The sequence below is a fragment of the Halomonas huangheensis genome, assembly GCF_001431725.1.
GTDB classification, from domain to species: domain Bacteria; phylum Pseudomonadota; class Gammaproteobacteria; order Pseudomonadales; family Halomonadaceae; genus Halomonas; species Halomonas huangheensis.
Genome location: NZ_CP013106.1, coordinates 1366552 through 1379915 on the forward strand (window position 1 = coordinate 1366552; position 13364 = coordinate 1379915).

Here is a 13364-nt window from a genome sequence, read left to right on the forward strand (position 1 = left end):
CAGATGGTCACAGCTTCAGACAGTCACAGCAGCGCCTGGAGCTCCTGATGTAGTGCTTCCGGAATTGTCACGCCGTTCTCCAGGCTTCGCGCTCTGGCCGCATAGCGACGCTGAGAGGGAAGGCGAGCGCCCTGGGCAATGATTTCCTCGAATAGCGTTTCGGCATGCAGTAGATGCTGCGCGGCCTGTTCGCCGAGTAGAACCTCGGGAGCAATGGCAATCAGCAACTCACCATGGAAGGGCTTGCCATCGCCTTCGGCGGTCGCGGCCTGGGTTTCATGTCCCAGCAGGTCGCCGATCAAAGGACCGGCCAGCAATTCAATCATGGTCGACAGTGCCGAACCCTTGTAGCCCCCGAACGTCAACATGGCTCCTGACAACGCCTCTTCAGGGCTAGTGGTTGGATTGCCGTCGACGTCGACTGCCCAGTGGTCAGGTATCTCGTCTCCAGCACGACGGTGTAGCTCGATTTCTCCTCGAGCCACGACACTGGTCGCGAAGTCGAAGGTGTAAGGCGTCTTGCCCGGCCGAGGCCACGAGAAGGCGATGGGGTTGGTACCAAACAGTGGCTTGCTGCCACCGGCGGGAGCGACAAAGGCATGGCTGGGGGTCATGGCGATGCCGACCAGGCCCTGTGCAGAGAGCGCTTCAACTTCCGGCCAGAGTGCAGAAAAGTGAAAGCTGTTGTTGATGCCGAGTAGGGCGATGCCCATGGTTTTTGCCTTATCGACCAGCAGCGGAAGTCCGTGCTCCAGCGATAGCAGCGAGCATCCCTGGTGGGCATTGACCCTGACGACGGCAGGGGCCTGATCGATGATTTCCGGTTCCGCGCTCAGGTCGATGGCACCTAACCGGGCGGTTTCGACACAGTTGAGTATTCGATACAGACCATGGGAATGGCACTCATCGCGTTGTGCAGCCACTACGCTGCGCGTAATGGCTGCGGCATGGGCGTCGCTGTAGCCATAATGAGTCAGGATATCGAGACTGAGTTGTTCAGCCTCTGCCAGTGTCAGAGTAACGGTCGCGGACATGTTTTTCCTTTAATGCCTGGTGGCTGAGAAGGAAGAGTTGTTAACGAGCTCAACATTAGCGCTATAAGGTAAAGCTTCCCCTTCGCACCTGCCATGCCACTTCTGTCGATGACTGAGTACGTGGTGAGGATGGAAGGGTCCAGGTCGGTGCAGGAAGGAGAAATTGTCTTGCAATCTAGAACTTAAGTGGGTAGAGTATGCGCCGTCCTGAACGAAACGCAGCGCATCGCGCCTCCGATTCTTTCTGGATGACAATGCGGAGGGGTGTCCGAGTGGTCGAAGGAGCACGCCTGGAAAGTGTGTAAGTCGAAAGGCTTCGAGGGTTCGAATCCCTCCCCCTCCGCCACAGAATATTGCAAAGGCCGCTGATTTTGTCAGCGGCCTTTTTGTTTATGGATTTCCCGCCTCCACTCCATGGCTTCCATAATGCTGCTATAGCTGGCCCTGGTTGCTGTTCATGGGAGTCATCTCCGTCCCCATCCTTGATGCTATGCTCCGCTGAGAGAGTGGTGGTGAGCTGCGGGCCATGACCGACGGGAGCCGGTTTGACAGCTGTTCTTGTTCTCTTGAGATTCGCTGGAGAAGTCGGCGTGATTGGCGCCAATTGGACATCTTGCCGGCAACGTATTAGGGTACTGGCCTCGGGTCGTACCGCTATACCACATTGACCCGGCATCATCCCGCAACGGGATGTATTGGTCTCACTACCACGATGATGATGTGATCACCGGCACTTTACGACTGCCAGGCGACGTCGTGATCGATAGAGAGGAAATCCATGTCGCCCCATTATGCTGACCAGGGCCGCTGCATGCCGCGCCGCCCACCGCCGTTCTTCTGACGTCGACTCAACGACGTTTCCCGCCTCTGCTGCCCTGACGGCCGACAGTGCGCTTTGTGTTCTTCCGGAGCTCAGCTTTTCAGGCTGCCTGGAGACACCTCGTCGTGCGTGTTTTTCGTGCCCTCACGGCACCTCTTCTCTGCGTCCTGCGCACGCTGGTAAGTAGCGGCGTTTGTGGCGTGCTTCCGTTCCACCCACCTAGAGGTTGCTCTTGAACAACGCATCACTCCATCAATTCTCGACTCTGACGGTCATCCTGCTGATGCTCGCCTTCTATGGCGGCACCTATCTGCTGACACTCGGTATTCGCAAGAAGAAAGAGGATGCCGATGCCTTTATGGTCTCCAATCATCGCGTTGGCTTCGGTATCGGTGCTGCCAGTATGACTGCCACCTGGATCTGGGCGGCGTCCTTCTACGCCGCCGCGACGTCGGGGTACACCTACGGAGTCTCAGGTCCCATTCACTATGGGCTGTGGGGCGCACTGATGATTCTATTCATCTATCCCTTTGGTCGGCGCTTCCGCAAGCTTGCCCCCAATGCTCACACCCTGGGTGAGCTGATCCATGCTCGCCACGGCTCTTCCAGCCAATTGATTCTGGCACTGTCCAATCTGCTGGGCAGCATCATCAGCCTGATGGTCAACTTCACGGCTGCTGGGGCGTTGGTCTCGGTTCTCTCGCCACTTTCCTTCCAGGCCGGAGTGATCATTGCCGGAGTTGGCGTGTTGCTTTATACCCTTTGGTCGGGCTTTCGTGCATCGGTACTTACCGACTTCGCCCAGCTGGTGGCCCTGATGGCTATTGCCGTGGTGATCATTCCTGCGGTGTTCTTCGCAATGGGCGGGCCGAGCGAACTGGTTGCCGGGCTTGGCAATCTAACTGTTGAACAGGCCAACTTCCTTTCCGTTGATGCGATTCTCAATCAGGGCGCGCCTTTCTTTGTTGCTGTGCTGGCCTATGCCATTGGTAACCAGACCATTTCCCAGCGCCTGTTTGCGGTCAAGGAAGAGCACATCAAGCCGACCTTCCTCACCGCGACCATCGGTTACGGCGCGATCGTTATCGGCTTGGGAATGATTGGACTGATGGCACTGACACTGGGCATCGAACCGTTGAACGGTGACATGAACAACCTGATCCCACAGATGGTATCGGGCTATCTGCCGCCACTGTTCATCGCGCTATTCTTTATCCTGGTGATAGGTTCGCTGTCCTCGACTGCCGATTCCGATCTCTCGGCGCTGTCGGCGATCATGATGGCTGACGTTTACGGCAAGAACATTGCTCGTGGCAAGGCGAACCCTGAACGCATGCTATTGGTAGGGCGATTGACCATGATCGTCGCCACTGCGATCGGCATTGTCTTCGCCAGCTTCTCGTTGGATATTCTGGTGATGCTGGTCTTTGTCGGTGCGCTGTGGGGGGCGATCGTATTTCCGGTAATTGCCAGCTGTTTCTGGAACCGCGTCACCAACGCCGCTTTCACCACTTCCGTGCTCGTCGCCATGCTGGTGTTCTGTATGACTCGCTTTGAGTGGGTGCCTCTCTCAGGAGTCACGGGATTGCTCTTCGAGATTCTGGCCTCCATTGGCGGTGGGGTCATTATCGGTCTCATGGTTTTCGGCTTTCTTGGCCGTGTAGCCGGCTTCACCGCTGGAGGGTTGGCACTGTTGGCGATGCTGGTCTTTGCTACAGGCTTCCTGAGGGACTATACCGTGCTGCTGGCGTCGCTGACTGCCTATGGCACCAGCACCCTGGTGTGTGTAGTGATGAGCCTTGCCAGTCGTGAGCGTTTCGATTTCGACACTATTCGTGAGCGGGTCGGGGACTACGACGAACATCTCACCGATGAGGATGCGGTCGAAGCAACCAGCGAGCCTGTGCCGGTATCACTCGCAACTCAGCGCTGATTCACATTTCATATAACGGAGTTTGACCATGACTGCCATCTTTGCCGCCTACGTACTGATCTGGCCGGCCCTGACCCTGGGTGTGCTGGTATTGATCTGCCGTGCTGTATGGCGTGATCGGCGCGAGGCCCGTCGCGAGCGCAAGTCGCTCGTCTGAGCTCATGCGTATCCTCGGTCCGGTCGTGAATCCGATGCTGATGTCAGCTAGGCGATCACAATCTGGCTGAGTAAGGCGCCCTCACCGAGGCGAAGGCCTCGGTGAGGGCTTCGGTTGTTCCGAATACCGCCATCAACTTCCGGTTCTCAGGATCTTCTCCATCGCCTTGCCCCTGGCGAGTTCATCGATCAGCTTGTCCAGGTAGCGAATTTCCCGCATGGTGGGTTCCTCGATGTCTTCCACACGGACGCCGCAGACCACTCTTTTAATCAGTGAGCGCGATGGATTCATACGCGGCGCTTGCTTGAAGAAATCCTCGAAGCTTGTGTCTTTTTTTGCCTGCTGGCCACTCAGAATTCCGACAGCTGTCCAAACTCAGAGAGGTTCCGGCAACGGCATGTCAGGTTTCCGGCGCCGAGGCGACGGCGTTCAGCGTCGAGCATGCGAGGAACCGGGATGGGAAGAACTGCAACCGGGGCTGGTGACACATGCAGGGCAACGAGTGTTGTCCTGCATGCTTGAAGGAAAGAAGTCCTTGAACGAAAGAAGGCTCAGCCGAGCACGCCCTGACTGCGCAGGTAGTCATCATAGCTGCCGCTGAAATCGACGATGCCATCGTCTTTCATCTCGATGATGCGCGTGGCCAGCGAGCCGACAAACTCTCGATCGTGACTAACGAAAATCAGGGTGCCGGCATAGTTGTCCAGTGCCAGGTTAAGTGCTTCGATGGACTCCATGTCCAGGTGGTTGGTGGGCTCATCCATAACCAACACATTGGGGTTCTGCAGTGAGAGCTTGCCGAACAGCATGCGCCCTTGCTCGCCACCTGAAATCACTTTGACGGACTTGCCGATATCGTCGTTGGAGAACAACATCCGGCCGAGGGCACCACGTACTGTCTGCTCGCCGGCGGTCGTCCATTGCTGCATCCATTCGAACAGCGTCTCACCACCTTCGAAGTCCGCCGCGTGGTCTTGAGCGAAATAACCGACTTCAGCAGCATCGGTCCATTTCACCTCGCCGGCATCAGTCGGCATGGTGCCGACCAGGCAGTTGAGCAAGGTAGTCTTGCCGATGCCGTTGGGCCCTATGATGGCGACACGTTCTCCCGCTTCGATTCTCAGATCAAAACGTTCGAACAGTACATTGTCATCCCAGGACTTGGAGAGCTCTTCTGCCGACAGCGCCTGGCGATGAATCTTCTTGTTCTGCTCGAAGCGAATGAAAGGACTGATGCGCGATGAGGGCTTGACCTCTTCGAGCTGGATCTTGTCGATCTTGCGCTGGCGAGAGGTCGCTTGCTTGGCCTTGGAGGCGTTGGCCGAGAAACGACTGACGAATTGCTTGAGCTCGGCAATTTCGGCCTTCTTCTTGGCGTTCTCACCTTGCAGACGTTCGCGCGCCTGAGTGGCAGCTGTCATGTACTCATCGTAATTGCCTGGAAACAGCTGCAGCTCGCCGTAGTCCAGGTCCGCCATGTGGGTACAGACGCTGTTCAGGAAGTGGCGGTCGTGAGAGATGATGATCATGGTCGACGAGCGTGCCTTGAGGATGTCCTCCAGCCAACGAATCGTATTGATATCGAGATGGTTGGTCGGCTCATCAAGCAGCAACACGTCGGGGTCGCTGAACAGGGCCTGGGCCAGCAGCACCCGGAGCTTCCAGCCCGGAGCGACCACGCTCATCGGCTGATCATGCTGTTCGAGGGGAATGCCCAGGCCCAGCAGCAACTCACCGGCACGGGCCTCTGCGGTATAGCCATCGAGTTCGGCAAAGCGCACTTCGAGATCGGCCACCGCCATGCCATCTTCTTCGCTCATCTCGGCCTGCGAATAGATGCGTTCGCGCTCGGCCGCGACGGTCCACAGCTCTTCGTTACCCATGATCACGGTGTCGATGACACGCTCGTTCTCGAAGGCGAACTGATCCTGGCGTAACTTACCCAGTCGTGTGGTGGAGTCTTTCATCACCTGACCGCTGGTAGGCTCCAGGTCGCCGCCGAGAATCTTGATCAGGGTCGACTTGCCACAGCCGTTGGCCCCGATCAGGCCGTAGCGACGACCCTGGCCGAATTTGACAGAAACGTTTTCGAACAGCGGTTTGGGGCCAAACTGCATGGTGATGTTGGCGGTAGAGAGCACGGCGGAGAATCTCGCGGGAGGAACATGAATGAGAGACTTGGGCCGACACTACAAGCGTCTTCGACCAAAGTGGAGCGCACATTGTACGCGCCAGGCCATGGCGCTATCCACCCGAGCTCCCGTTCTATTCGAAGCCTGGGTCTATAGCCGCTCATGACGGCGTGATGTCACACCGGCGGCTTCTCACTCGTCCTGGTATCGAAACCCACAGAAGGAGACGAACCATGACCGCCAGACTTGATCCCTTTGCCGCTGCCCCCTCGCTGATGAAGGACTGGCAACGTGCGTCGCTCGCCATCAATGAGAGTATGGACCCGACTCTTGTCGGGCTGGTCGAGATCCGTGCCTCTCAGATCAATGGCTGCGCCAACTGTCTCAACATGCATACTGTATTTGCGCGTGAGAATGGAGAAACCGAGCAGCGCATCAACCTGCTTTGTGCATGGCGTGAGGCCCCCTGCTATACGGATCGCGAGCGTGCCGCTCTCGGCTGGGCAGAGGTGATGACCAGGCTCTCGGAGGGGCATGATCGGGATGCTGCTTATCGGGGCCTGGAGGATCACTTTACCGAGGAGGAACAGGTGAAGCTCACCTTGATACTCAGTGTCATCAATGGCTGGAACCGTATCGCCACAGGCTTCGGCATCTGGCTTGAACCGGCGGCAGTGAAAGCGACTACTACCAGAGCGGTTAGCTGATGACAAGTGCCGGACATGAGGATGCCGCTGTCGGTTTCGATGCCTTGCGCCCAGTACTGATGCGCGTTGCCTACCGTATGCTTGGCTCCGTTGCCGACGCGGAGGATATTCTTCAGGAGGCCTTCATCCGCTGGATGAAGGTCGACCGCGGAGAAGTGCTTGAGCCCGCGGCATTTCTGCGCCGTACAGTGACTCGACTTTGCCTTGATCAGCTCAAATCAGCGCGGCATCAGCGCGAAGCCTATCCTGGCCCCTGGTTGCCCGAGCCGGTAATGGAAGAGGAGGAGGAAGAAGACGTCACTTTGCCGCTGATGCTGGCATTGGAACGTCTGTCGCCGCTCGAGAGGGCGGCCTTCCTGTTGCACGATGTGTTCGGGCTGGCGTTCGAGGAAGTTGCGATAACCATCCAGCGTGATGCCGCTGCCTGTCGTCAGCTTGCTGCCCGTGCTCGCACTCATGTGCGTGACTCGAGACCTCGTTACCAGGTGAGCAGAAGCCGGGGCCTTGAGCTTGCCCAGGCATTCTTCGTTGCGTCGCGTAACGGCGATATGCAAGCCCTTGGCACAATGCTGGCTGCTGATATCAGCGTGCATGCCGATGGTGGGGGCAAGCGTGCCGCCGCCAGCAGACCCATTCTCGGATTTGCAGCAGTGATGAAGTTCCACGAAGGCCTTGCGGTCAAGCTCCAGGAGCATGGTTCAACACTGGTGCGGACTGGGTTCATCAATGGTCTGCCCGGATTCATCTCGCTGGAGGCCGATGGTGAGTTTCAGACGACGGCGTTCGATATCGAGGATGGCCGGATTGCTGCGATCTATGTGGTAAGGAACCCTGACAAGTTGAGGCACCTGCACTAGATTTGATCAGCACGCAGGAATTGCACTGCGTGACGGACATGATCAAGTGATGAGATGAACATAAGAACGGCAGACCAGAATGAACTCAACCCGTTGGCCCAACTGTGGTACCAGAGTTGGCGGGATGCCCATGCCGAGATCCTGCCGCAAGCGCTGGTTGGATATCGAACGCTGGAAAGCTTCAGAGCCAGGCTTCAGTCGGTACTGTCTGGTGTTCGGGTAGCGGGTCCGCTCGGCGCACCGCTTGGCCTGTGCATCATCAAGGAGGGCGGGATTGACCAGCTATTTGTCGCCGAAAAGGCTCGAGGCACCGGGGTGGCTGCCGCATTGTTGTCCGATGCAGAAGCCAACCTCGGAAACCTCGGGGTGCAGGTGGCCTGGCTGGTCTGCGCGATAGGCAACGAAAGAGCAGCGGGGTTCTATGCGAAGAATGGCTGGCAGCGCACCGGCAACGTGGTCATCCAGTTACCGGTTGCTGGCGGAGCCTTTCCTCTCGAAGTCTGGCGCTACGAAAAGCCACTGCATGCGACATGATCGAGTGGGGACTGGGTTGCTTACTGATGTCACGACACGGTTCGTGTGTCCATGAGTTACCGTGCCCCGACTTTCCGGCAAGGGCCACTCGCTTCATGTATCGCTGAGGTTATCCGTGACGCGTTTTCGGACCCGGTTGATGTGATGGCGCATGGCCAGTCTGGCGCCATCGCTGTCTCTCTGCTCGATAGCGTCCAGAATCATGCGATGCTCGCCAATGACCCGGTCGATACGTTCCTGGCTGGCGCTTTTTGTAATGCTCAAGGCCATGGTCATTGCCTTCTCGATATCGATGTGAATGGACTCGAGAATACTCGGAAACATATCGTTCCCTGTAGCTTCTGCAATCACCATATGGAAGGTGAAGTCTGCCTCACTAGCGATACGGCCTTGCGAGAAGTCTTCTTCCATCCCCTTGAGTGCCTCGCGTAACTGGATCAGTTGTCCTTCATTACGTCGTTCCGCAGCCAGCGCACTGGACTCACATTCCAGCGCGATTCGGACCTCGTAGCTCTTGAGAAGTAGAGAGACATCCGAGGCATCGGCGTATTGAATAAGGCCCGCAGGAGGAATGCGTTGCACGAAGCTGCCTGAGCCCTGACGAGAAATAATGATGCCATCGGCCTGGAGGCGCATCAGCGCTTCTCTAACGACAGGGCGAGAAACCGAGTAGTGCTGGCATATGCGGTGTTCCGAGGGCAATTTCTCACCTTTCTTGAACTGACCATCTATGATGGCCTGCATAAGTTTTCCGTAAAGCTTATCGGCCAGTTTCTCTCTTCGGGGAGGTGTCCCGAGAATGCTGTTCTTATCAAGGCTCATTTGGCAATCCCGCTAGTGCTGCTGTGGTCTCTATTATATTGAACTGGGCGCTTTATGGCGAGGAAGTAGACAAAAATCACCGTTAGAACAATGAAGAAAAGACTGTCCATATTGGTGAGAAAAATTGTCGGATCCCCATGGGAAAGTGCCAGTGATCTTCTAAGAAATTCCTCCAGATTCGGTGCAAGAATGAACCCCAGTAATAGGGTGACGACTGGATAGTCATGCTTGCGCAGATAATAGGCCAGAACGCCCAGCGCGAGGGTCAAGCCCATTTGGTACACCGAGTAGGTGGCAACATAGCTGCCAACTACAGCAAGCAGGGCGATTGCGCCGTATAGCATATCCTTGCGTATCGAGACGATGCGAATGAAGTAAGGCCCGATGAGAAATAACGTGAGCGGAATAAGTACAATGGCGCTGAACAACAGCGAAGCCAGCATTGGAGCGATAAGCCCGGCCTGATCGGCGAGGAGCTGGGGGCCGGGCTGGATGCCATTGATGATCAATACCCCGAGAACAATCGCGGTAATGGGATCACCAGGAATACCGAAGGTCAGCATCGGAACCAGAGCTCCGCCACAGACGGCATTGTTGGCACTCTCGGCAGCGGCGATGCCTTGAGGATTACCTTTCCCAAAGCGCTCGGGTTGGCGAGATGTACGTACGGCTTCGGCATAGGCAAGGAAGCTGCCCATGGAACCACCTGCTCCCGGCAAGGTGCCGACCAGATAACCGATCAATGATGACTTGAGGTAGCACCAGATCCCGATTTCACGAATTGACGACAATGGCGGGATGAAGTCGCGACGGCGGATCGCGGGAGCCTGAAGAACTTCGCGCCGCAGACGGTTGTGTTCGCTAACGGCTCTTGCCTGGATCAGTAGTTCACTGATGGCAAAAGTGCCGATAATGACCGGCATCAGATCAATGCCTGCGGTCAGCGCCTCTGTACCGAAGGTGAAACGTGCCATTGGCACCATGCTGTCGAGCCCGATCGTTGCCAGCATCAGTCCAAGGCAGGCTGCCATCGCGGCTTTGACAATGCGGCCTCGCTGGGCAATGACAATCACGATCAGGGCAAAGGCGATCAGCGAGAACTTGCCGGCTGTCTGTACCAGCAGTGATGCCTGAGCGACAAAGGGAGCGAGCACGATCAGCAGTATTGCTCCGATACCGCCGCCGATCATCGAGGCCAGTGACGCATGTCCCAGTGCTTGGGCTCCCTGGCCGCGTTGCTGCATCGGGTATCCCTCCAGAGCGGTCATCATCGAGGATGGGGCTCCCGGGATATTGATGGTTGTTGCGGTGATACTTCCCCCGCACATCCCCGCCATGTAGATACTCGCGCAGGCCATCAATGCCGTGGTGATATCGAGGCTATATGTCAGAGGCAGCAATAATGCCAGGGCCAGCGTGGCCGTCAGTCCTGGAATCGCAGCAAAGATCGTCCCTATCAGAAACCCTGATACGACATATATCAGAGTGATGGGATTGAAGAGCTCTGAAAAACTACTGAAAACGAGAAACGTGAATTCCATATGTCACCCCAGAATGCCTGGTAGGCGGATGCGGAAGATGTATTCAAAAACCACAAGGCCCATGGTGGTTATAATGATGCTTCCTATTGCTGTGATGAGTGGCTTCTTGAGGCTGGAAAATATTGAAATGATGAAGAATAGGTAGATCAAGGATGATATGAAATATCCGGCATAGCTGAACATTGCGATGTATGCAATGGTGGCTATAACGACGAACGCTGGCCTTGCGGTTGTCGCTCTTTTCTTGTCTTCAGTTTTTCTGGTGCTGGTATCGAATGAGCGAATGGTTCTATAGAGGAGAGTTATTGACAGCAGAAGGGCAACTGCTCCAAGCACCGTCGGAAAGAATAAAGGACTGGGAAGCCCTTCGCTTATCGGCGCCCCAAGCTGCAGTGAATATATCAGGTATCCGACAGAAGTCGCGAATAACACTGATGGAAAGGCAACTTCAGATAGCTTGTTGATCTTGTACTGGCTCATGATGACCACCCAGATGGAAAGGCCTCCCTGGGAGGAGGCCAGACTGCATGATTTAGAGTTCCAACTCGTCCATTAGTGCGAACACCTGCTCTTGACGAGCGAGCATCCAATCACCGACTTCGTCAGACCCAAGCCAGCTTGGAGTTACACCAATATTCGATACCCATTGCTGGAATTCATCGCTTTCGAATGCTTCCTGGTAGGCGCTTTCCAGCGTCTGAATAGTGTCTTCGGGAGTGTTGGCTGGTGCGACCAGAACGATGAAGCTACCGGATTCCAGATCGATGCCACCTTCACTGATCGGTGGGACATCCGGATAGGTCGGATTCTGTTCGGAGGAAAGCTCCACCAGACCTTGCACGTCACCGGACTCGATCAGTCCGGCAAAGTCGCCAAGGCTAGCGATGGCGGCATCGATCTCACCGGACAGCAAGGCCTCTGATTCGGCGGCCGCGGCGCCCGGGTAGGTAATGATGTTGAAGTCGGCTCCGGTCATGTTCTCCAAACGGCGCGCGGCGAGATATGGCCCCGACCCCTCTGGCATGACTCCGATGCGAACGGTACCCGGCTTGGCCTTGGCGGTCTCAATGAGTTCATCGAGGCTCTCGATACCGGACTGTTTGGATGCAACGATTGCATCAGCCTCCTGGGTGATGCGTGCAATGGGCGTCATCTTGTCGAGAGAGTAGCCCGGTACCAATTCGGAGCGAGGTACGGTAATCACGCTGTCGTAAGTCAGTACACTGAGTGTGTGGCCATCAGGACGGGAGCGCATCAATTGAGTCAGTCCCGTGGCGCTGACCGCACCGCTGATGTTTTCTGCGTAGATGGAAACCGGCAGGCTTTGTTCGGCGATATTGCTGATCTTGCGCGAGATACCATCAGTGCCACCGCCGGCGGCCCAAGGCACGATCAAGCGGATGTCGCGTTGAGGGAAGTCTGCCGCGATGGCTGATGATGCCAGCAAGGAAGCGCCGATGAAGCAAGCCATCCGGTTGATGAGTTTGTGAGTTGGCATGCACGAATCTCCATGTTGTTGCTGTTGTTGGAAGTCGAGAAGCGAATTACGCCGGGGTGGATGCCCAGCCCTTGAGAATATTGTTCAGGCTCTGAGCCTGGGAGGCGTGGAGCCGATCCACTCCAGGAGGACGAACGGGACCAACGTCGCTTCCCTGTAGACGCATGGCTTCCTTGACGACAGTCACATTGGTGCCGTTCTGTTCCAGAGTGCGCATTTCTTCAAACTCAGCGATCAGGTCGATCAGTTGCCGAGCTTCTTCCCATCGCTGTGATTCGAGCGCACGGTGAAATTGCATGGTGAGGCCGGCATTGACGTTGACCAGCCCCGAGGTGAACCCTCTGGCTCCATAGGCATAGAAAGGCAGCGCCCAGCTTTCGGCCAGCCCACAGATCCACAGTAGAGATGAACCCTGTGTAGCCCGTATGCATTCAGCCATGCGCAGCGGGTCAGGGACTGCGTATTTGATGGCCACTACGTTGTCGATATCGGCCAGCGTCGCGAAGTCGTCAGGCGTCAACCCTGGATTGCGGGCATAGGCGATGATGGGCAGGTCGGTTTCATCAGCAATACCGCGGATGTAGGAAGTCAGCATGCGCGGTGATGCGAACGGATCCGGTGGCTGATGAACCATGATGGCATCGACCCCAGCCGCCTGAGCCGCGTGCGTGAGATGAATGGCATCGGCCTGGCTGCGGCCAACCCCGGCGGTGACGACGCTTCTTCCCTTGTTGCTGTCCACCGCCAGGCGATAGATGGTCTCGATCTCATCGAGGGTCAGGGCATAGAACTCTCCGGTGTTTCCACCGGTGACGATATTGTGAACGCCTGACTGCGCGATATCGTCAACGACCTTGCTCAGTAGTGGGTGATTGATCTGCCCGTTTTCCTGATACGGGGTTACATGCACGCCAGACACTCCTGCCAGGGCCTGTTCAACTCGCGAGCGTGATTCTTGCTTGGACATCGGAACCCTCCTTCGGGATAAGGGCTGAGCATTGTCAACCTCCAGAGGTTTCGAAGATTAGGTGTCAATATGATAACTTGTCAAACAAATTGGTATATGGGTGATTGTTATTTTATTTAGATAAAACAATGTATTGTGTGTTTTTTGGGTGTGGTTTCTACACCTAAAGTATTATTACAACATGACAAGTGATGTCATTTTAAGGAAGATCCACGCGTGTTGCATCGGCTGCCTGTGGCTGCTGACTGGATGGAAAGGCATGGAGAGGCATGGAGAGGCATGGAGAGGCATGGAGAGGGATGCACGGAAGAGAAAGGGAGCGGGCAGAAAAAAGCGACCCATGGCAGAGGCCGGAATGGAGA

The 13364-nt window shown here is 56.2% G+C and carries 13 protein-coding genes and 1 tRNA gene; 6 read left to right on the plus strand and 8 right to left on the minus strand.

The window, feature by feature from the left end:
• Window positions 1–23: 23 nt before the first annotated feature.
• Window positions 24–1034 (minus strand): Ldh family oxidoreductase, encoded by a 1011-nt coding sequence (locus tag AR456_RS06200; protein ID WP_021820496.1) that lies wholly within the window; start codon window positions 1032–1034, stop codon window positions 24–26.
• Window positions 1035–1292: 258 nt separating this feature from the next.
• Here AR456_RS06200 and AR456_RS06205 point away from each other — a divergent pair.
• The 3 genes from AR456_RS06205 to AR456_RS21450 all read left to right on the plus strand — a co-directional run bounded on the left by AR456_RS06205 (window position 1293) and on the right by AR456_RS21450 (window position 3944).
• Window positions 1293–1380 (plus strand) — tRNA-Ser (locus AR456_RS06205).
• Window positions 1381–2086: 706 nt separating this feature from the next.
• Window positions 2087–3787 carry a sodium:solute symporter family protein gene (locus AR456_RS06210; RefSeq protein ID WP_021820497.1) on the plus strand — a complete coding sequence of 567 codons (1701 nt, stop codon included), beginning with the start codon at window positions 2087–2089 and terminating at the stop codon, window positions 3785–3787.
• A gap of 28 nt (window positions 3788–3815) precedes the next feature.
• A complete protein-coding gene (locus tag AR456_RS21450) occupies window positions 3816–3944 on the plus strand; it encodes a putative transporter small subunit (protein WP_021820498.1) in 129 nt (42 codons plus the stop codon).
• 132 nt (window positions 3945–4076) lie between these two features.
• On the opposite strand, the gene AR456_RS06215 is transcribed toward AR456_RS21450, so the two are convergent.
• Together AR456_RS06215 and AR456_RS06220 are read right to left on the minus strand one after the other, a co-directional pair.
• Window positions 4077–4301, minus strand: a complete 225-nt coding sequence (locus AR456_RS06215; protein ID WP_031208621.1) for a DUF2200 family protein — start codon at window positions 4299–4301, stop codon at window positions 4077–4079.
• A gap of 194 nt (window positions 4302–4495) precedes the next feature.
• A complete protein-coding gene (locus tag AR456_RS06220) occupies window positions 4496–6085 on the minus strand; it encodes an ABC-F family ATPase (RefSeq protein WP_021820500.1) in 1590 nt (529 codons plus the stop codon).
• Between the two features lie 224 nt (window positions 6086–6309).
• Here AR456_RS06220 and AR456_RS06225 point away from each other — a divergent pair, with 224 nt between their 5' ends.
• The 3 genes from AR456_RS06225 to AR456_RS06235 are packed head-to-tail and all read left to right on the plus strand — an operon-like array spanning window position 6310 to window position 8174.
• Complete coding sequence (locus AR456_RS06225) at window positions 6310–6783, plus strand: carboxymuconolactone decarboxylase family protein (protein WP_021820501.1); 474 nt, start codon at window positions 6310–6312, stop codon at window positions 6781–6783.
• Complete coding sequence (locus AR456_RS06230; RefSeq protein WP_021820502.1) at window positions 6783–7640, plus strand: sigma-70 family RNA polymerase sigma factor; 858 nt, start codon at window positions 6783–6785, stop codon at window positions 7638–7640. Before AR456_RS06225 ends, AR456_RS06230 begins: the two co-directional genes overlap by 1 nt.
• Before the next feature lie 54 nt (window positions 7641–7694).
• A complete protein-coding gene (locus tag AR456_RS06235) occupies window positions 7695–8174 on the plus strand; it encodes a GNAT family N-acetyltransferase (RefSeq protein ID WP_021820503.1) in 480 nt (159 codons plus the stop codon).
• A 93-nt stretch (window positions 8175–8267) separates the two neighbouring features.
• Here the strand turns inward: AR456_RS06235 and AR456_RS06240 are convergent, their stop codons facing one another.
• The 5 genes from AR456_RS06240 to AR456_RS06260 are packed head-to-tail and all read right to left on the minus strand — an operon-like array spanning window position 8268 to window position 13002.
• Window positions 8268–8996: a FadR/GntR family transcriptional regulator gene (locus AR456_RS06240; RefSeq protein WP_021820504.1), complete on the minus strand. Its 729-nt coding sequence runs from the start codon at window positions 8994–8996 to the stop codon at window positions 8268–8270.
• Window positions 8993–10537, minus strand: a complete 1545-nt coding sequence (locus tag AR456_RS06245; RefSeq protein ID WP_021820505.1) for a tripartite tricarboxylate transporter permease — start codon at window positions 10535–10537, stop codon at window positions 8993–8995. The genes AR456_RS06240 and AR456_RS06245 overlap by 4 nt, the downstream gene beginning before the upstream one ends.
• A gap of 3 nt (window positions 10538–10540) precedes the next feature.
• The gene (locus AR456_RS06250) at window positions 10541–11017 is read right to left on the minus strand and encodes a tripartite tricarboxylate transporter TctB family protein (protein ID WP_021820506.1); all 477 of its coding nucleotides are present in this window, start codon (window positions 11015–11017) and stop codon (window positions 10541–10543) included.
• Between the two features lie 52 nt (window positions 11018–11069).
• Window positions 11070–12035, minus strand: coding sequence for a Bug family tripartite tricarboxylate transporter substrate binding protein (locus tag AR456_RS06255; protein ID WP_021820507.1), 966 nt, complete (start codon window positions 12033–12035; stop codon window positions 11070–11072).
• A gap of 46 nt (window positions 12036–12081) precedes the next feature.
• The gene (locus AR456_RS06260) at window positions 12082–13002 is read right to left on the minus strand and encodes a dihydrodipicolinate synthase family protein (protein ID WP_021820508.1); all 921 of its coding nucleotides are present in this window, start codon (window positions 13000–13002) and stop codon (window positions 12082–12084) included.
• Window positions 13003–13364: the final 362 nt, after the last annotated feature.